This is a genomic window from Streptomyces sp. Ag109_O5-1 (assembly GCF_003814875.1).
Lineage (GTDB): Bacteria > Actinomycetota > Actinomycetes > Streptomycetales > Streptomycetaceae > Streptomyces > Streptomyces sasae.
Genome location: NZ_RKQF01000001.1, coordinates 9,454,456 through 9,473,317 on the forward strand (window position 1 = coordinate 9,454,456; position 18,862 = coordinate 9,473,317).

The following is an 18,862-nucleotide window of genomic DNA, read 5'->3' on the forward strand; positions in this document are numbered from 1 at the left end:
AACCCGTCACGGGCCGTCACGTCACGCGGAACCCGCCGCCGGCTCCCGCCACGAGCCGCCGCGGCTGGCTTCCCCCGGTCCCGTGACGAGCCGTGGCCTCGGGCTCCCTCCGGCCCCGCCACGGACTGTCCCTCGAACCATCCGCCGGAGTTCCCACCGGGGAACTCCCCGAACTTCCCGGGGATCGGGAACCGGCCGGTTTGCTGGTTCTCGCGACGCCGGTCTGTCCACCAGATCTCGCGCCGGCCTGTCCACCGGTTCATGCGCCGGCCGGTTCGCAGGATCCCGCACCGGCCGGTCCGCCGCTTCTTGCACCGCGGCTCCGCCTGATCCCACAGCGTCGCTCCGCCATTTCCCCCACCCCAGGTTCGTCCGGTCGTCGCCGTGCGCGGCACCGGGTCGTCCCGAGCCGTCGGTGCCCCGACTTCCGGACACACCGCTGCCCGCCCGCCAGAGCCCCGCGGCAGACGTGATCTCTTCGTGACGGCGGGGCATTGGCGGGCGCAGGAACCCAGGTGCCATGCTGAGCGTTGTTCCATGCGAGCGGACTCGCTTAGACTCCGCCGATGCCGCCTCTACAGGCGGCGCCGACCACGCCCCCATCATCCAGGCCGCTCACCGCCGCGGCCGCGCGAAGGAAATTCCGTCCCGTGAATACCTTGACCCTTCTCCCGCTGGTCGTGCTCATCGCGGCCATGTTTTTGCTGACGCGCTCGAACAAGAAGCGGCAGCAGCAGGCCCAGAACATGCGGAACGATCTGCAGCCCGGCAGCGGCGTCCGCACCATCGGGGGCATGTACGCGACGGTCAAGGAAGTGAACGACGACACGGTCCTGCTCGACGCGGGCCCGGGTGTCGAGCTTCTCTTCGCGAAGAACGCGATCGGCGCCATCCTCACCGATGACGAGTACAACCGCATCGTGCACGGCATCGAGCACGACCTGAAGTCCGACGCCGACGTCGTTCCGGACGACGCCTCCTCCCTCACCGAGACCGACGACGAGCCTGCCGACGCTGCCGCCGCCTCCGACGACAAGGCCGTCGACCTCGGGAAGAAGGACGCCGCCGAAGCGGAGACCGAGGAGAAGGCCGAGGAGGCCGAGACCTCCGAGGCGAAGGCTGACGACGAGCCGAAGAAGACCGACGGCGACTCCGAGGCGAAGTAGCCGCGACCCGGGGAGCGGTGCGCGCACCTTGCGCGCATCCCGCACCCCGGGCGCGTCTGTTTACCGCACGGGATCCCGACACCATGTCATGGCCGACCGCGCCGACCAGGCGCACGGCGGCCCGAGAGGGAGTACGAGAAGGTGGCAGCACCTAAGAGGGGCCGGAGCGCGAGCGCCCAGAGCAAGCCAGGGCGCTCGCTGGCCCTCATCCTGATCGCCATCGTGGCGCTCACCGGAGGGATGTTCGCCTCGGGGAACACCACTCCGCGTCTCGGTATCGACCTTGCAGGTGGTACGAGCATCACGCTGCAGGCGAAGGCCGACCAAGGGTCCGCGATCAACAAGGCCAACATGAAGACCGCGGTCGCCATCATGAACCGCCGTGTCAACGGTCTCGGTGTCTCCGAGGCGGAGGTGCAGACCCAGGGGACGAGCAACATCATCGTCAACATCCCCAAGGGCGCCAACTCCGAGGAGGCCCGCCAGCAGGTCGGCACCACCGCGAAGCTGTACTTCCGCCCGGTCCTGGCCAGTGAGGCCAGCGCCGGCGCCGCGTCGTCCGCCTCCCCGAGCGCGTCCTCCAGCGGCAGCTCCAGCGCCTCCCCGAGCGCGACCCCGTCGAGCAGCGCGTCGGCGTCCCAGAAGGCGACCGGGTCGTCCTCCGCCTCGCCGTCGTCCTCGGCCACCTCGCAGGGCCGCGCCGTCACCGACGCCCTGAAGGCCGACTCCACGTCGTCCTCCTCGGCGAGCCCTTCCGCGTCGGCCAGCCCCTCCGCCGGCTCCTCGGCTTCCGCGAGCGCCTCCGCCGCGGCCTCGAAGCTGGAGGCCGAATACACCGCGCTGGACTGCAACGACCAGGCGCAGCGCGCCACCGCCGGCAAGAGCGCCAAGCCCACCGACGCCACCGTGGCCTGCGGCAAGAACTCCGGCGTCTGGTACAAGTACGTGCTCGGCCCGGCCCGCGTCGACGGCACCGAGGTCAAGAAGGCCCAGGCCGTCTTCGACACGCAGACCGCCGCCGGCTGGCAGGTCCAGATGACCTTCACCGGCACCGGCGCCAAGAAGTTCGCGGACGTCACCGGCGAACTCGCCAAGAACTCCCAGCCGCCGCAGAACGAGTTCGGCATCGTCCTCGACGGCGAGGTCGTCTCCAGCCCGACCGTGGCCCAGTCCATCGTGGGCGGCCAGGCGGAGATCTCCGGCAGCTTCACCCAGACCGAGGCCCAGAGCCTCGCCAACGTGCTGTCGTACGGTGCGCTCCCGCTGTCCTTCCGGGAGCAGAGCGTCACCACCGTGACCGCCGCGCTCGGCGGTGAGCAGCTGCACGCCGGTCTGATCGCGGGCGCGATCGGCCTCGGCCTGGTCGTCATCTACCTGCTGGTCTTCTACCGCGGTCTGTCGGTCGTCGCGATCCCCTCGCTGCTGGTGTCCGCGATCCTCACCTACGTGATCATGGCGCTGCTCGGCCCCGCGATCCACTTCGCGCTGAACCTGCCGGCCGTCTGCGGTGCCATCGTCGCGATCGGTATCACGGCGGACTCGTTCATCGTGTTCTTCGAACGCATCCGGGACGAGATCCGCGAGGGTCGCACGCTGCGCCCCGCCGTCGAGCGGGCCTGGCCGCGCGCCCGGCGCACCATCCTGGTCTCCGACTTCGTGTCGTTCCTGGCCGCCGCCGTGCTGTTCATCGTGACCGTCGGCAAGGTCCAGGGCTTCGCGTTCACCCTCGGTCTGACCACCGTGCTCGACGTCGTCGTCGTCTTCTTCTTCACCAAGCCGCTGATGACGGTCCTCGCCCGTCGTAAGTTCTTCGCGAACGGCCACAAGTGGTCCGGGCTCGACCCGAAGGGCCTGGGCGCCAAGCCCCCGCTGCGCCGCACCCGCCGTCCCGCCGGTCCCGTCGCCGGCCCTGTCGACCCGAAGGAAGCGTGAGCGATGTCGAAACTCGGCAACCTCGGCGCCCGACTCCACCGAGGCGAGATCAGCTACGACTTCGTCGGCAAGCGCAAGATCTGGTACGGCGTCTCCATCCTGATCACCATCACGGCCATCGTCGGCCTGGCGGTGCGCGGCCTGAACATGGGCATCGACTTCCAGGGCGGCGCGGTCTTCACCACCGCGAAGACCAGTGTCTCGGTGGCCCAGGCGGAGACCTACGCGAAGGAAGCCTCGGGCCACGACGCGGTCGTCCAGAAGCTCGGCACGGGCGGTCTGCGCATCCAGATCGCGGGCATGGACACCACCAAGTCGGACGCGACCAAGATCGCGCTGGCCAAGGACATGAAGGTGGACCCGGAGTCCATCGCCGCCGACCTCGTCGGACCCAGCTGGGGTGACGAGATCGCCAACAAGGCCTGGGAAGGCCTCGGCATCTTCATGGTCCTCGTGGTGATCTACCTGGCGATCGCCTTCGAGTGGCGGATGGCGGTCGCGGCCCTGGTCGCGCTGATCCACGACATCACCATCACGACCGGTATCTACGCCCTGGTCGGTTTCGAGGTCACGCCCGGTACGGTCATCGGTCTGCTGACGATCCTCGGTTACTCGCTCTACGACACGGTCGTCGTCTTCGACAGCCTCAAGGAGCAGACCAAGGACATCACCAAGCAGACCCGGTTCACCTACAGCGACATCGCCAACCAGTCGATCAACGGCACCCTGGTCCGTTCGATCAACACCACGATCGTCGCGCTGCTGCCGGTCGCCGGCCTGCTGTTCATCGGCGGCGGCTTCCTCGGCGCCGGCACGCTCAACGACATCTCGCTGTCGCTGTTCGTCGGTCTCGCCGCCGGTGCCTACTCGTCGATCTTCATCGCCACGCCGCTCGTCGCCGACCTCAAGGAGGCCGAGCCGCAGATGAAGGCGCTGAAGAAGCGCGTTCTCGCCAAGCGGGCCCAGGCCGCCGCCGAGGAGGAGATGGCCGAGGCCCGGGGCGATGACGACCGCGACGACGCCGCCCCGGCCGTCGTCGGCCCGCGCAACCAGCCCGCGTCCCGCAACCGGGGCGGCCGCGGCCGACCGTCGGGGAAGCGCCGGTGACCGACATCAGGGAACTGCTGCTCAGCCGTATCCGGGACGTCGAGGACTACCCGGAGCAGGGTGTGATGTTCAAGGACATCACCCCGCTGCTGGCGGACCCGGCCGCGTTCACCGCGCTCACCGACGCGCTCGCCCAGATCGCCGCCGAGACCGGCGCCACCAAGGTCGTCGGCCTGGAGGCCCGGGGCTTCATCCTGGGCGCCCCGGTCGCCGTCCGCGCGGGCCTCGGCTTCATCCCGGTCCGCAAGGCGGGCAAGCTCCCCGGAGCCACCCTGCGCCAGGCCTACGAGCTGGAGTACGGCTCGGCCGAGATCGAGGTGCACGCCGAGGACCTCGGCAAGGACGACCGGATCCTGATCGTCGACGACGTGCTCGCCACCGGCGGCACCGCCGAGGCCTCGATCCAGCTGATCCACCGCGCCGGCGCCGAGGTCGCGGGCGTCGCGGTCCTCATGGAGCTGGGCTTCCTGGGCGGCCGCGCCCGTCTGGAGCCCGCGCTGAACGGGGCGCCGCTGGAGGCCCTTCTCCAGGTCTGAGCGTCGTACGACCGGCAGAACGCCCGCCCACCGAGGCGGGCGTTCGCATGTCCGGCGGGCCTCCGGCAACCCACCGGACACCGCTGAGGAATCCCTCGGCAGCCTCGTGTGTTCCTCCCGTATACGGTCCACGGTTCGGCCTCCAGGCGATGACATGGCCCAGGATCGCTACCATGGGGTCTCCGGAGCCTGACCGGGGGACCCGGATCGCGCACGAGGAGCCCTCTTGCCAGACGAGGCCCAGCCACTGACAGCCGCCAAGCCCGAGCCCGCCTCGGCGCCCGCGGCCAAGCCCGCGCCGCACGCGACGACCGCGAAGAACGACGCCCGTGGGCCGGTCGAGCACGCCCAGTCCGCGCCCGCCGAGAAGTCGGCCGAGACCTCGCGCCCCAAACCGGCCCCTCCCGAGCGTCCCGTGGCCCGCCCCAACACCGGGCAGCCCGCGCGCTCCGGCTCCTCCAACCGCGTCCGCGCCCGCCTCGCCCGGCTCGGCGTGCAGCGCGCCAACCCGTACAACCCGGTGCTGGAACCGCTGCTGCGCATAGTCCGCAGCAACGACCCCAAGATCGAGAACGCCACGCTGCGCCAGATCGAGCGCGCCTACCAGGTCGCCGAGCGCTGGCACCGCGGCCAGAAGCGCAAGAGCGGCGACCCGTACATCACCCACCCGCTCGCGGTCACCACGATCCTCGCCGAGCTCGGCATGGACCCGGCGACCCTGATGGCCGGGCTGCTGCACGACACCGTCGAGGACACCGAGTACGGCCTGGAGGACCTGCGCCGCGACTTCGGAGACGTCGTCGCGCTGCTCGTCGACGGCGTCACCAAGCTGGACAAGGTCAAGTTCGGCGAGGCCGCACAGGCCGAGACCGTGCGCAAGATGGTCGTCGCCATGGCCAAGGACCCGCGCGTCCTGGTCATCAAGCTCGCCGACCGCCTGCACAACATGCGCACCATGCGCTACCTCAAGCGCGAGAAGCAGGAGAAGAAGGCGCGCGAGACCCTGGAGATCTACGCGCCGCTCGCCCACCGCCTGGGCATGAACACCATCAAGTGGGAGCTGGAGGACCTCGCGTTCGCGATCCTCTACCCCAAGATGTACGACGAGATCGTCCGCCTGGTCGCCGAGCGGGCGCCCAAGCGCGACGAGTACCTGGCGATAGTGACCGACGAGGTCCAGGCCGACCTGCGCGCCGCCCGCATCAAGGCGACCGTCACCGGCCGGCCGAAGCACTACTACAGCGTCTACCAGAAGATGATCGTCCGCGGCCGGGACTTCGCGGAGATCTACGACCTGGTGGGCATCCGCGTCCTGGTGGACACCGTCCGCGACTGCTACGCGGCCCTGGGCACCGTCCACGCGCGCTGGAACCCGGTTCCGGGGCGTTTCAAGGACTACATCGCGATGCCCAAGTTCAACATGTACCAGTCGCTGCACACGACGGTCATCGGCCCCAACGGCAAGCCCGTCGAACTCCAGATCCGCACGTTCGACATGCACCGCCGCGCCGAGTACGGCATCGCCGCGCACTGGAAGTACAAGCAGGAGGCCGTCGCCGGAGCCTCCAAGGTGCGTACCGACGTACCGAAGGCCGGCAAGGGCAAGGACGACCACCTCAACGACATGGCGTGGCTGCGCCAGCTGCTCGACTGGCAGAAGGAGACCGAGGACCCCAGCGAGTTCCTGGAGTCCCTGCGCTTCGACCTGTCCCGCAACGAGGTCTTCGTCTTCACGCCCAAGGGCGATGTCATAGCGCTTCCGGCCGGGGCCACCCCGGTGGACTTCGCGTACGCGGTGCACACCGAGGTGGGCCACCGCACGATAGGCGCGAGGGTCAACGGCAGACTCGTACCGCTCGAATCGACCCTGGACAACGGCGACCTGGTGGAGGTCTTCACCTCCAAGGCGACCGGCGCCGGTCCGTCCCGTGACTGGCTCGGCTTCGTCAAGTCGCCGCGCGCCCGCAACAAGATCCGGGGCTGGTTCTCCAAGGAGCGCCGGGACGAGGCGATCGAGCAGGGCAAGGACGCCATCGTCCGCGCGATGCGCAAGCAGAACCTTCCGATCCAGCGCATCCTCACCGGCGACTCGCTGGTCACGCTCGCGCACGAGATGCGCTACCCGGACATCTCCTCGCTGTACGCGGCGATCGGCGAGGGCCATGTGGCCGCGCAGAACGTCGTGCAGAAGCTGGTGCAGGCGCTCGGCGGCGAGGAGGCGGCCACCGAGGAGATCGACGAGGCGGTCCCGCCGTCCCGCACCCGCGGCCGCAAGCGGCGCAGCAATCAGGACCCCGGTGTGGTGGTGAAGGGCGTCGACGACGTCTGGGTCAAGCTGGCCCGCTGCTGTACCCCCGTGCCCGGCGACCCGATCATCGGCTTCGTCACGCGCGGTAGCGGTGTATCGGTTCACCGCAGCGACTGCGTCAACGTGGAGTCACTGTCCCGCGAGCCCGAGCGCATCCTCGACGTCGAGTGGGCGCCCACCCAGTCCTCGGTCTTCCTGGTCGCCATCCAGGTCGAGGCCCTGGACCGTTCCCGGCTCCTGTCGGACGTCACCCGCGTCCTGTCCGACCAGCACGTCAACATCCTCTCCGCGGCCGTCCAGACCTCCCGCGACCGGGTGGCCACCTCCCGCTTCACCTTCGAGATGGGCGACCCCAAGCACCTGGGCCACGTCCTGAAGGCCGTACGGGGCGTGGAGGGCGTGTACGACGTCTACCGGGTCACTTCGGCGCGCAACCGGTCGTAGGGCGCCCAGCACGCCGGACATACGACGAGAGGGGCCCCGTACGCGTCGTACGGGGCCCCTCTCGGTGTTCCTGGCCAACTGGCCGCCGACCCCTAGCCGCCGAACTCCTGCAGGCCCTTCAGAGCCTGGTCCAGGAGCGCCTGGCGGCCCTCCAGCTCGCGCTCCAGCTTCTCCGCCTTGGACGTGTTGCCCTGGGCACGAGCCTGCTCGATCTGTGCCCTCAGCTTGTCCACGGCGGCCTGCAGCTGGCCGGTCAGACCCGCGGCACGCGCGCGTGCCTCCGGGTTGGTCCGGCGCCACTCGGCCTCCTCGGCCTCCTGGATGGCCCGGTCGACCGTGTGCATCCGGCCCTCGACCTTCGGACGCGCATCACGCGGCACATGGCCGATGGCCTCCCAGCGCTCGTTGATCGAGCGGAAGGCGGACCGCGCGGACTTCAGGTCGGTGATCGGCAGGAGCTTCTCGGCCTCGGCGGCCAGCTCCTCCTTCAGCTTCAGGTTCTCCGTCTGCTCCGCGTCCCGCTCGGCGAACGCCGAGCCACGGGCCGCGAAGAACACGTCCTGGGCGCCCCGGAAGCGGTTCCACAGGTCGTCCTCGTGCTCGCGCTGAGCGCGGCCGGCGGCCTTCCACTCGGCCATCAGCTCGCGGTAGCGCGCGGCCGTCGGGCCCCAGTCCGCCGAGTCGGACAGCGCCTCGGCCTCGGCGACCAGCTTCTCCTTGGCCTTGCGGGCGTCCTCGCGCTGCGCGTCGAGCTGCGCGAAGTGCGCCTTGCGGCGCTTGGAGAACGCCGACCGGGCGTGCGAGAAGCGGTGCCACAGCTCGTCGTCCGACTTGCGGTCGAGACGCGGCAGGCCCTTCCAGGTGTCCACCAGGGACCGCAGCCGCTCACCGGCCGCCCGCCACTGGTCGGACTGGGCCAGCTGCTCGGCCTCGACGACCAGATCCTCCTTGGCCTTGCGAGCGTCGTCGGACTGCTTGGCGCGCTGCGCCCGACGCTCCTCGCGGCGCGACTCCACGGTCTTGACCAGCTCGTTGAGCCGCGTCCGCAGCGCCTCCAGATCACCGACCGCGTGGTGCGCCCCCACCTGCTCGCGCAGGTGGTCGATGGCGACCTGGGCGTCCTTCGCGGACAGGTCGGTGGTCTGTACTCGCTTTTCGAGGAGGCCGATCTCGACAACCAGGCCCTCGTACTTGCGCTCGAAGTAGGCCAACGCCTCCTCGGGGGAGCCGGCCTGCCAGGAACCGACGACCTGCTCTCCGTCGGCCGTACGCACGTACACGGTCCCCGTCTCGTCGACGCGGCCCCACGGGTCGCTGCTCACAGCGCCTCCTCCACATGATGCCTGCGAGGGGCCTCTGTGCCCCCGGGCATCGTCCACAGTTTCGTCACGGCCAACATAGGCGACCGGCGGGTTGCCTGTCCGCATCCCGCGCGACCGAAATTTCGCAGTTGGTGGTCAGGATTTCGCGACCGTGGCCTTGTTGATCACGACCGTCGCGTTCGGTGCTCCGTCACCCGCTCCGGTGTTCTCGCCCGCGGCGGCGATTTTCTTCAGAACCTTCAGTCCGGCCGCGTCGATCGTGCCGAACGGGGTGTAGCTGGCCGGCAACTGACTGTCCTGGTAGACCAGGAAGAACTGGCTGCCGCCGGTGTGCTTCTGCCCGGTGTTGGCCATCGCGACCGTACCCGCCGGGTAGACACCGCCCTTGAGGCTTTTGTCCTTCAGGTTCTCGTCGGGGATCGTGTACCCCGGACCGCCGCTGCCGGTACCCGTCGGGTCGCCGCACTGCAGCACGTAGATGCCGTTGGTGGTGAGCCGGTGGCACTTGGTGTGGTCGAAGAAGCCCTGCGCGGCAAGGAAGTCGAACGAGTTCACGGTGTGCGGGGCCGCTGCCGTCTTCAGCGCGATGTCGATGTCACCGCACGTCGTCGCCAGCTTCATCGTGTAGTTCGCCGACGTGTCGATCGACATCGCCGGCTCCTTCTTCCAGCTCAGCTTCTTCACCGAGCCGGCCGCGGCCTTCTCGCACGGGTCCGGCGCCTTGCTGGCGCTGGGCGAGACGCTGGGAGTCGTCTGCGAGCTGGCGTTCGCCTTGTCGTCGTTCTTCAGTACACCGGTCGTGTACAGCGCGACACTGCCGATCACGATCACGCCGAGCACGGACGCGATCACGGAGTTGCGCATACGTGACTTGCGCCGTGCGCTGGTGCGCCGCTGCTGCTGCCGCAAGAACTTCTCCCGGGCGAGCTGACGCCGCCGCTGCTCCTGGCTGACCACCGGGTTCTCTCCTCATGCGTGTCGTGTGCCGACCGGTACGCGTGCGTCTTGTGAGCCGATCGCTGCGTGTAGCCCCGTACCGTATATGGGTTCGCTGAGGAAACGGCAGCGCCGGTAGGCTCTGGACCACAGGTTGTAGCCACCCGTATCGACACAACGAAGGACGATCGTGCTCATTGCCGGGTTCCCCGCCGGGGCCTGGGGGACGAACTGTTATCTCGTCGCCCCCGCCGCCGGCGAGGAGTGCGTGATCATCGACCCCGGCCACCAGGCCGCCGAAGGCGTCGAGGAAGCACTGAAGAAGCATCGGCTCAAGCCCGTCGCCGTCGTCCTCACCCACGGCCACATCGACCATGTGGCCTCGGTCGTCCCCGTGTGCGGAGCGCACGGCGTACCGGCCTGGATCCACCCCGAGGACCGGTACATGATGAGCGACCCCGAGAAGGCGCTCGGCCGGTCCATCGGCATGCCGCTGATGGGCGAGCTGACGGTGGGGGAGCCGGACGACGTGTTCGAACTGGCCGACGGCGCACAGCTGGAACTGGCCGGACTCGGGCTCTCCGTCGCACACGCGCCGGGCCATACCAAGGGGTCGGTGACCTTCCAGATGCCGGAGACGGCCGAGATCCCCTCGGTCTTCTTCTCGGGCGATCTGCTCTTCGCCGGCTCCATCGGACGCACGGACCTGCCGGGCGGCTCCATGGACGACATGCTCGCCTCGCTGGCCCGCGTGTGCCTGCCGCTCGACGACTCCACCGTGGTGCTGTCCGGCCACGGCCCCCAGACGACCATCGGCCAGGAGCGCGCCACCAACCCGTATCTGCGGCAGGTGGCCGCCGACGGCCAGGGAGCGCCCCAGGCTCCCCGACGAGGAATGTGACGAGAGACCTTCCGTGAGCACCTTTCAGGCACCCAAGGGCACGTACGACCTGATCCCGCCCCGTTCCGCGAAGTTCCTCGCGGTGCGCGAGGCGATCGCGACCCCGCTGCGCAACTCCGGCTACGGCTACGTCGAGACCCCCGGCTTCGAGAACGTCGAGCTGTTCGCACGAGGCGTCGGTGAGTCGACGGACATCGTGACCAAGGAGATGTACGCCTTCGAGACCAAGGGCGGAGACAAGCTCGCCCTGCGCCCCGAGGGAACCGCTTCCGTCCTGCGCGCGGCCCTCGAAGCCAACCTGCACCGGCAGGGCAACCTCCCGGTCAAGCTCTGGTACTCGGGCTCCTACTACCGCTACGAGCAGCCGCAGGCGGGCCGCTACCGCCACTTCTCCCAGGTGGGCGCGGAAGCGATCGGCGCCGAGGACCCGGCCCTGGACGCCGAGCTGATCATCCTCGCCGACCAGGCGTACCGCTCGCTGGGCCTCAGCAACTTCCGGATCCTGCTGAACAGCCTGGGCGACAAGGAGTGCCGCCCGGTCTACCGCGCGGCTCTCCAGGACTTCCTGCGCGGCCTGGACCTCGACGAGGACACGCGTCGCCGGGTCGACATCAACCCGCTCCGCGTCCTGGACGACAAGCGGGAGTCGGTCCAGAAGCAGCTGGGCGACGCGCCCCTGCTCCGTGACTACCTCTGTGACGCGTGCAAGGCGTACCACGAGGAGGTCCGCGAACTGATCACGGCGGCGGGCGTCTCCTTCGAGGACGACCCGAAGCTGGTCCGCGGCCTGGACTACTACACGCGTACGACCTTCGAGTTCGTCCACGACGGCCTGGGCTCCCAGTCCGCGGTGGGCGGCGGCGGCCGCTACGACGGTCTGTCGGAGATGATCGGCGGCCCCGCGCTGCCCTCCGTCGGCTGGGCCCTCGGCGTCGACCGCACGGTCCTCGCCCTGGAGGCCGAGGGAGTCGAGCTCGACATCCCCTCCGCCACCAGCGTCTTCGCGGTGCCGCTGGGCGAGGAGGCGCGTCGCGTGCTCTTCGCCAAGGTCACGGAACTCCGCAAGGTCGGCATCGCGGCGGACTTCTCCTACGGGGGCAAGGGCCTCAAGGGCGCGATGAAGAACGCCAACCGCAGCGGCGCCCGCTACACGATCGTCGCCGGCGAGCGCGACCTCGCCGAGGGCGTCGTCCAGCTGAAGGACATGGAGTCCGGGGAGCAGACACCGGTGGGCGTGAACGAGATCGTGGCCGAGCTGGAGTCGAGGCTGGGCTGAGACGTCGACCGGGGCGGCGCCGGGCAGTTCCTCGCCCTCGCCGCCCCTACCCGTCCCATCTCCAGGGGCTCGGCCCCTTCACCCCCGCCCCACCGCCCACCCACCACCCGACTCGGCCTCTCAAGAAGCGAGGCGAGGGGGTCTTGGCGTTGTTTTTTGACTGGCTGAATCCGTCTCGGCTGCTCATGAAGTGAGGCGGGGGGTCTTGGCGTTGTTTTTTGACTGACCGAGTCGGGTGGTGGGTGGGCGATAGGTCAGTCCAGCAAGCCCTGCCTCATCGCCGACGTGACGGCAGCCGTTCGGTCGTCCACCCCCAGCTTCGCGAACGCCCGCAGCAGGTGTGTCTTCACCGTCGACTCGCCGATGAACAGGCGGCGGCCGATCTCCGCGTTCGTGCAGCCGTCCGCAACCAGGCGCAGTACCGCCACCTCGCGGTCGGAGAGGTGTGGGCGTTCGGGACGGATCCGCAGCTGGTCGACCAGCCTCGCCGCCACCGACGGCGCCAGTACCGTCTCGCCCCGCGCGGCGGCCCGTACCGCGTCCGCCAGTTCGCCCCGGGGCAGGTCCTTGAGCAGATAGCCGGCCGCGCCCGCCTCCACCGCCCGCAGGATGTCCCGGTCGTTCTCGTACGTGGTCAACACGACCACCCGGCACCGCAGTCCGGCCTCACCCATCCGCACGATCGAGTCGACGCCTCCGCCGCCCGGCATGCGCAGGTCCATCAGCACGATGTCGGGGCCGAGTTCGGCCGCCAGGGCCTCCGCCTGCGGCCCGTTGGACGCGTCGGCGACCACCTCCAGGTCCGGCTCGGCGCTCAGCATCGCGCGCAGCCCCTCCCGTGCGACGGGGTGGTCGTCGGCGAGCACGATCCGGATCACAGCGGATCACCTCCCAGGGGCAGCCGTACCGTCACCGTCGTACCGGCGCCGGGCGCGCTGCGTACCGTCGCCGTACCGCCCGCCTCCGCGGCCCGTGCCCGCAGCCCGGTCAGACCGTAGCCGGAGCACTCGGCATCCGGGTCGAACCCGCAGCCGTCGTCGTGGACGGCGACGGTGAGCGCATCGTCCGTGTAGCCGAGGCGGATGGCGACCGGCACGGAACTGCCCGCGTGCTTGCGCGCGTTGGTCAGCCCCTCCTGGCAGCAGCGCAGGGCGACCACCTCGGCGCCGGCGGGGAGTGGCCGTACCGCTCCGGTCACCTCCAGCGTTGCCGTGCCGTGCCACCAGGCGGCGCAGCGCGTCCGGCAGCGACGCGCCGTCCAGGTCCGCCGGCGCGCCACCGGCGACGAGCGCGCGGGCCTCGGCGAGGTTCTGCCGGGCCGTCCGGTCCATCAGGGCGAGATGGCGGCGGGCCTGCGGCAAGTCGTGGTCCAACTCCGCCTCCACCGCCTGGACCAGCATCAGCAGGCTGGTGAAGCCCTGCGCGAGGGCGTCGTGGATCTCGCGTGCCATCCGCTCCCGCTCCGCGAGCGCGCCGTGCGCCGCCGAGAGGCGGGAGATCTCGTGCCGGCCCGCGTCCAGCTCCGCGATCAGCTCGGCCCGTTCCGAGCTCTGCTCGATGATCCGGATGATCCGGATGATCCAGCTGCCGAGCACGACGGAGAAGACCAGAGTCACCACGGCGAACAGGGAGTTGGCGAACAGGTCCGGGAGCTGCGGCCGCCACAGCAGCGCCCAGCCCGCCACCGGAGCCAGGTTGATCACGGTGACCGCGATCAGCGCCCTGCGCATCCGCAGCGTCATGAAGCACTGCGGGATCAGCGCGAATGACATCAGCCGCGTCTCGCCGACCAGCACCGCCGCCGGCAGGAACAGCACCATCGCCCCCGCCAGGTAGCGCACCGCCCGCGACTCGTCCGGCTCACGGAGCTGGATCACCGCCCGGCCGACCGCCGCGTACCAGGGCACCAGGGGGACGAGCAGCAGGACGACGGCGAGCCGGACCGGCCACCCCGGGTGCTTCGCGCCGAGCACGAAGGCCAGGGTGGCCGTCCAGGTGACCGCGAAGTACGCGTCCCAGGGCCGGATGGTGCGGTCCCAGGAGTGCTCGTCGCGGGCCGCCTGCCAACGGGTCATCCGTCGCGTCGGTTCTTCCAGCGGAAGGTCAGCAGACACAGCACCAATCCTCCGACGCACCAGGCGGCCAGCACCAGGGCGATCCGCCCGAACTCCCAGGCGCCCGCCTGCTCCAGGACCTTCGCCGAGTCGGGCAGGAACACCCCGCGCAGCCCCTGGCACAGCCACTTCAGCGGGAACAGGGCGCCGATGTCCAGCATCCAGCCGGGGATCGTGCCGATCGAGATGTACACCCCGGAGATGAACTGCAGGACCAGGAAGGGGAGTACGACCACCGAGCTGGCGCTCTTCGCCGACTTCGGCACCGAGCTGATCGCGATGCCCAGCAGTGCGCACGCCGTCAGCCCGAGCACGAAGATCCACGCGAAGTCCAGCCAGCGGGTCGCGGAGGAGGGCAGCGAGACGTCGTAGAACGTGGTGCCGACGGCGAGGAGGATCGCCGTCTCCAGGATCCCCGTGCAGAGAACCAGCCAGATCTTGCCCAGGAAGTACGCGGCCGGCGGCATCGGTGTGCCGCGCAGCCGGCGCAGGACCTTCTCGTCCCGTTCGATCGCGATGGAGATGCCGAGCGACTGGAAGCTCGTCGACATGATCCCCGAGGCCATCATCGCGGGCACGTACAGCTGGGAGGCGGTGACCCCGCTGCCCTTGACGTCGTCGTGGAAGATCGACGCGAAGAGGAAGAGGAAGACGACCGGGAAGGAGAAGGTGAAGACGACTTGTTCGCGCTGGCGGAAGAACTGCCTGATCTCCAGGGCGCCCCGGCGCAGTCCGATCGTCCAGGCGCTCGGCAGGCGCTCGGCGCCACCGCGGGTGCGCACGGGCGCGGCGGTCGTCGTGGTCATCGTGCGGCCCCCTGTCCGGTCAGGCGGAGGTAGACGTCCTCCAGGGTGGGGCGGCTCACCCGTAGCCCCGGGATCTCGCCGTCGAAGCGGCGCATGAGGTCGGCGACCGCCTTCGTCGGGGTTTCCGTGTGCTCCGCGCGCGTGGTGCCGTCCGGTTCCGTCCACTCGACCGTGGCACCGGTGCCGAAGCGGTCCCGGAGCGTCTGCGGCTCGCCCTCGGCGACGACCCGGCCGCGGGCGATGATCGCCAGCCGGTTCGCGAGGGCCTCCGCCTCCTCCAGGTAGTGGGTGGTGAGAAGGATCGTCGTGCCCTCATCGGCGAGAAGGCGGATCAGGTCCCAGAACTGGTGCCTGGCAGCGGGGTCGAAGCCGGTCGTCGGCTCGTCCAGCAGCAGCAACTCCGGATCGCCGATCACGCCGAGTGCCACGTCCAGGCGGCGGCGCTGACCGCCCGAGAGGGCCTTGATCCGGCTGCCCGCCTTGGCCTCCAGACCGACCAGACCGATCACCTGCTCCGGGTCGCGCGGTTTCGGGTAGTAGTGCGCGAAGTGCCGCACTGTCTCGCGGACCGTCAACTCGGCGGGCGCCGATTCGTCCTGCCAGACGATGCCCACCCGGGACCGCCACGCGCGCGTGGCCTTCGCCGGGTCGGTGCCCAGCACCGAGACCTCGCCCGCGTCCCGGTTCCGGTTGCCCTGGAGGATCTCCACCGTCGTGCTCTTGCCCGCCCCGTTGGGTCCGAGCAGGCCGAACACCTCGCCGCGCCGGATGCCCAGATCGATGCCGTCCACCGCGGTCACGTCGCCGTACCGCTTGCGCAGCCCCCGGACGTCCACCGCGAATTCGTTCGCGTGTGCTGTCATACCCCCGAGCCTCGGCCGGAACCGAGTGTTCCGCGACGACCGTGCGTACTTCCTTATGTCCACCGAACGGTGGACAGGCCGCCTCGTGCGGCACAATGGCCCCTGCCCGAAGAAGTTCCAACTCTCAAACAGACGGAATCGGCGTGATGAGCAAGACGACAGTCAAGGACGTCTCCACGGATCCCGAGCCCGAGCACGACTCCGCCGCGCCGCGCACGGAGGGCGGCAGCCGCGCCTTCGCGCTGCTGCTGATCATCACCGGCGCCGCCGGACTGCTCGCCGCGTGGGTCATCACGATCGACAAGTTCAAGCTGCTGGAAGCCAAGGTCGAGGGCAAGACGTTCACCCCCGGGTGCAGCCTCAACCCGGTCGTCTCCTGCGGCAGCGTCATGGAGTCCAAGCAGGCCGCCGCCTTCGGCTTCCCGAACCCGATGCTCGGCCTGGTCTGCTACGGCATCGTCATCTGCGTCGGCATGAGCCTGCTGACCCGCGCCCGCTTCCCGCGCTGGTACTGGCTCACCTTCAACTTCGGCACCCTCTTCGGTGTCGGCTTCTGCACCTGGCTGCAGTTCCAGTCCCTGTACCGAATCAACGCGCTGTGCCTGTGGTGCTCGCTGGCCTGGGTCGCCACGATCACCATGTTCTGGTACGTGACCTCGTTCAACATCCGCAAGAGCTTCCTGCCGGCCCCGAACTGGCTGAAGTCCTTCTTCGGCGAGTTCACCTGGGTACTGCCCGTCGTGCACATCGGCATCATCGGCATGCTGATCCTGACCCGCTGGTGGGACTTCTGGACCAGCTGACAGCGCGCGCCGCGTTGTCAGTGCGGTGATTTAGGGTTTCAGCGTGGAACCCGACCTGTTCACCGCAGCCGCCGAAGAGCGCCAGGAGAAGGACCCGACCGGCAGTCCCCTGGCGGTGCGGATGCGCCCGCGCGCCCTCGACGAGGTGGTGGGCCAGCAGCATCTGCTGAAGCCGGGATCCCCGCTGCGCAGACTGGTCGGCGAGGGCAACGGCGGTCCCGCCGGACCGTCGTCGGTGATCCTCTGGGGACCGCCCGGCACCGGCAAGACCACCCTGGCGTACGTCGTCTCCAAGGCGACCGACAAGCGGTTCGTGGAGCTCTCCGCGATCACCGCCGGCGTCAAGGAGGTCCGCGCGGTGATCGACGGCGCCCGCCGCGCCACCGGGGGATACGGCAAGGAGACCGTCCTCTTCCTCGACGAGATCCACCGCTTCAGCAAGGCCCAGCAGGACTCCCTGCTCCCCGCCGTCGAGAACCGCTGGGTCACCCTCATCGCCGCGACCACCGAGAACCCGTACTTCTCGGTGATCTCCCCGCTCCTGTCCCGCTCCCTGCTCCTCACCCTCGAACCGCTCACCGACGACGACGTCCGCGGCCTCCTCAAGCGGGCCCTGACCGACGAGCGCGGCCTCAAGAGCGCCGTCACCCTCCCCGAGGACGCCGAGGAACACCTCCTGCGCATCGCGGGCGGCGACGCCCGGCGCGCGCTGACCGCCCTGGAGGCGGCCGCCGGGGCCGCCCTCGACAAGGGCGAGACGGAGATCGGCCTGCAGACCCTGGAGGAGGTCGTCGACCGGGCTGCGGTGAAGTACGACCGCGACGGCGACCAGCACTACGACGTCGCCAGCGCCCTCATCAAGTCCATCCGCGGCTCCGACGTCGACGCGGCCCTGCACTACCTGGCCCGGATGATCGAGGCCGGCGAGGACCCCCGCTTCATCGCCCGCCGGCTGATGATCTCGGCGAGCGAGGACATCGGGCTCGCCGACCCGAACGCCCTCCCCATAGCCGTGGCCGCCGCCCAGGCCGTCGCCATGATCGGCTTCCCCGAGGCCGCCCTCACCCTCAGCCACGCCACCATCGCCCTCGCCCTCGCCCCCAAGTCCAACTCCGCGACCATGGCTATCGGCGCCGCCCTGGAGGACGTACGCAAGGGACTGGCCGGCCAGGTGCCCCCGCATCTGCGCGACGGGCACTACAAGGGCGCCGCCAAACTGGGGCACGCGCAGGGGTACGTGTATCCGCACGACCTGCCCGAGGGCATCGCCGAGCAGCAGTACGCCCCGGACACGGTCAGGGACCGCGAGTACTACACCCCGACCCGGCACGGCGCCGAGGCGCGCTACGCCGACGCCGTCGAGTGGACCAGGAAGCACCTCGGTCGCAGGCGGTCATGAGCAGCCTGTAGAATCCCCGAAGTGCCGAGTCCTGCGCTGTCAGAGCGGGACAGTCGGCCGGAACCCTCGTAAGGGGGATCCAGGAGCGTCGCGCACCGTCGAACGGTGTCGCGGGCAGCCCACCACCATCCGTCGGCACAAAGACGACGGGACCGGCCGGTGGGCCACTCGCGTGCTGCACGTATGTGCCCAGACCAGGGGAGCGGCTGCCCACCAGGCCCGGCAACGGGTTCCGGCGGGTTTCCCCGGCTGCGGATTGCGACCTCCCTCAACCCTGACAAGCCGAATATCAGAAGGAAGAAAGAGACAGTGGCGAACCAGTCCCGCCCCAAGGTCAAGAAGTCGCGTGCCCTCGGCATCGCGCTGACCCCGAAGGCCGTCAAGTACTTCGAGGCCCGCCCCTACCCGCCGGGTGAGCACGGCCGCGGCCGCAAGCAGAACTCGGACTACAAGGTCCGTCTGCTGGAGAAGCAGCGTCTGCGCGCGCAGTACGACGTGTCCGAGCGCCAGCTCGTCCGCGCCTACGAGCGTGCCTCCAAGGTGCAGGGCAAGACCGGTGAGGCCCTGATCATCGAGCTGGAGCGCCGCCTCGACGCGCTGGTCCTGCGTTCGGGCATCGCCCGCACGATCTACCAGGCCCGCCAGATGGTCGTCCACGGCCACATCCAGGTCAACGGCCAGAAGGTCGACAAGCCGTCCTACCGCGTGCGTCCGGACGACGTCATCCAGGTCCGCGACCGCTCGAAGGACAAGACGCTCTTCCAGATCGCCCGTGAGGGTGGCTTCGCCCCCGACGGCGAGACCCCCCGCTACCTGCAGGTGAACCTCCGCGCCCTGGCCTTCCGCCTGGACCGCGAGCCGAACCGCAAGGAAGTTCCGGTCATCTGCGACGAGCAGCTCGTCGTCGAGTACTACGCCCGCTGATCACCGGCCGGGTGTAGCACCTCAG

General features: G+C 69.7%; 15 protein-coding genes and 1 pseudogene. 10 read left to right on the top strand and 6 right to left on the bottom strand.

Annotated elements, in window-relative coordinates:
* The first annotated feature begins 650 nt into the window (after positions 1-650).
* The 5 genes from yajC (at position 651) to EDD90_RS43125 (ending at position 7,493) form a co-directional block, all read left to right on the top strand.
* Positions 651-1,166: a preprotein translocase subunit YajC gene (gene yajC / locus EDD90_RS43100; protein ID WP_123978503.1), complete on the top strand. Its 516-nt coding sequence runs from the start codon at positions 651-653 to the stop codon at positions 1,164-1,166.
* 141 nt (positions 1,167-1,307) lie between these two features.
* Positions 1,308-3,098: a protein translocase subunit SecD gene (gene secD, locus EDD90_RS43105; protein WP_185149427.1), complete on the top strand. Its 1,791-nt coding sequence runs from the start codon at positions 1,308-1,310 to the stop codon at positions 3,096-3,098.
* Between the two features lie 3 nt (positions 3,099-3,101).
* Complete coding sequence (secF, locus tag EDD90_RS43110; RefSeq protein WP_123978505.1) at positions 3,102-4,205, top strand: protein translocase subunit SecF; 1,104 nt, start codon at positions 3,102-3,104, stop codon at positions 4,203-4,205.
* A complete protein-coding gene (locus EDD90_RS43115) occupies positions 4,202-4,741 on the top strand; it encodes an adenine phosphoribosyltransferase (RefSeq protein WP_123978506.1) in 540 nt (179 codons plus the stop codon). The genes secF and EDD90_RS43115 overlap by 4 nt, the downstream gene beginning before the upstream one ends.
* Positions 4,742-4,967: 226 nt before the next feature.
* Positions 4,968-7,493, top strand: coding sequence for a bifunctional (p)ppGpp synthetase/guanosine-3',5'-bis(diphosphate) 3'-pyrophosphohydrolase (locus tag EDD90_RS43125; protein WP_123978508.1), 2,526 nt, complete (start codon positions 4,968-4,970; stop codon positions 7,491-7,493).
* Positions 7,494-7,585: 92 nt separating this feature from the next.
* On the opposite strand, the gene EDD90_RS43130 is transcribed toward EDD90_RS43125, so the two are convergent.
* Positions 7,586-8,815, bottom strand: a complete 1,230-nt coding sequence (locus EDD90_RS43130; protein ID WP_123978509.1) for a DUF349 domain-containing protein — start codon at positions 8,813-8,815, stop codon at positions 7,586-7,588.
* A 135-nt stretch (positions 8,816-8,950) separates the two neighbouring features.
* A complete protein-coding gene (locus tag EDD90_RS43135) occupies positions 8,951-9,772 on the bottom strand; it encodes a peptidylprolyl isomerase (protein WP_123978510.1) in 822 nt (273 codons plus the stop codon).
* A gap of 169 nt (positions 9,773-9,941) precedes the next feature.
* Here EDD90_RS43135 and EDD90_RS43140 point away from each other — a divergent pair, with 169 nt between their 5' ends.
* Together EDD90_RS43140 and hisS are read left to right on the top strand one after the other, a co-directional pair.
* Positions 9,942-10,652, top strand: a complete 711-nt coding sequence (locus EDD90_RS43140; RefSeq protein ID WP_123978511.1) for an MBL fold metallo-hydrolase — start codon at positions 9,942-9,944, stop codon at positions 10,650-10,652.
* 13 nt (positions 10,653-10,665) lie between these two features.
* On the top strand, positions 10,666-11,928 hold the full coding sequence (gene hisS / locus EDD90_RS43145; RefSeq protein ID WP_123978512.1) for a histidine--tRNA ligase: 1,263 nt from the start codon (positions 10,666-10,668) through the stop codon (positions 11,926-11,928).
* Between the two features lie 254 nt (positions 11,929-12,182).
* On the opposite strand, the gene EDD90_RS43150 is transcribed toward hisS, so the two are convergent.
* The 4 genes and pseudogenes from EDD90_RS43150 to EDD90_RS43165 form a co-directional block, all read right to left on the bottom strand.
* Positions 12,183-12,806 (bottom strand): response regulator transcription factor, encoded by a 624-nt coding sequence (locus EDD90_RS43150; protein WP_123978513.1) that lies wholly within the window; start codon positions 12,804-12,806, stop codon positions 12,183-12,185.
* A pseudogene (locus tag EDD90_RS43155) lies at positions 12,803-14,003 on the bottom strand (sensor histidine kinase). Before EDD90_RS43155 ends, EDD90_RS43150 begins: the two are co-directional and overlap by 4 nt.
* Positions 14,000-14,848, bottom strand: coding sequence for an ABC transporter permease (locus EDD90_RS43160; RefSeq protein ID WP_123978514.1), 849 nt, complete (start codon positions 14,846-14,848; stop codon positions 14,000-14,002). The pseudogene EDD90_RS43155 and the gene EDD90_RS43160 overlap by 4 nt, the downstream one beginning before the upstream one ends.
* Positions 14,845-15,711, bottom strand: coding sequence for an ABC transporter ATP-binding protein (locus EDD90_RS43165; RefSeq protein ID WP_123978515.1), 867 nt, complete (start codon positions 15,709-15,711; stop codon positions 14,845-14,847). The genes EDD90_RS43160 and EDD90_RS43165 overlap by 4 nt, the downstream gene beginning before the upstream one ends.
* Positions 15,712-15,857: 146 nt before the next feature.
* Here EDD90_RS43165 and EDD90_RS43170 point away from each other — a divergent pair, with 146 nt between their 5' ends.
* The 3 genes from EDD90_RS43170 (at position 15,858) to rpsD (ending at position 18,837) form a co-directional block, all read left to right on the top strand.
* A complete protein-coding gene (locus EDD90_RS43170) occupies positions 15,858-16,514 on the top strand; it encodes a vitamin K epoxide reductase family protein (protein ID WP_123978516.1) in 657 nt (218 codons plus the stop codon).
* Between the two features lie 43 nt (positions 16,515-16,557).
* Complete coding sequence (locus EDD90_RS43175) at positions 16,558-17,913, top strand: replication-associated recombination protein A (protein WP_123978517.1); 1,356 nt, start codon at positions 16,558-16,560, stop codon at positions 17,911-17,913.
* A 309-nt stretch (positions 17,914-18,222) separates the two neighbouring features.
* Positions 18,223-18,837, top strand: a complete 615-nt coding sequence (gene rpsD, locus EDD90_RS43180; protein WP_089103239.1) for a 30S ribosomal protein S4 — start codon at positions 18,223-18,225, stop codon at positions 18,835-18,837.
* Positions 18,838-18,862 lie beyond the last annotated feature (25 nt).

Coding starts and splice junctions, on each gene's coding strand:
- secF (WP_123978505.1), top strand. CDS start 3,102: ATGTCGAAACTCGGCAACCTCGGCGCCCGACTCCACCGAGGCGAGATC.
- EDD90_RS43160 (WP_123978514.1), bottom strand. CDS start 14,848: ATGACCACGACGACCGCCGCGCCCGTGCGCACCCGCGGTGGCGCCGAG.
- EDD90_RS43165 (WP_123978515.1), bottom strand. CDS start 15,711: ATGACAGCACACGCGAACGAATTCGCGGTGGACGTCCGGGGGCTGCGC.
- EDD90_RS43170 (WP_123978516.1), top strand. CDS start 15,858: ATGAGCAAGACGACAGTCAAGGACGTCTCCACGGATCCCGAGCCCGAG.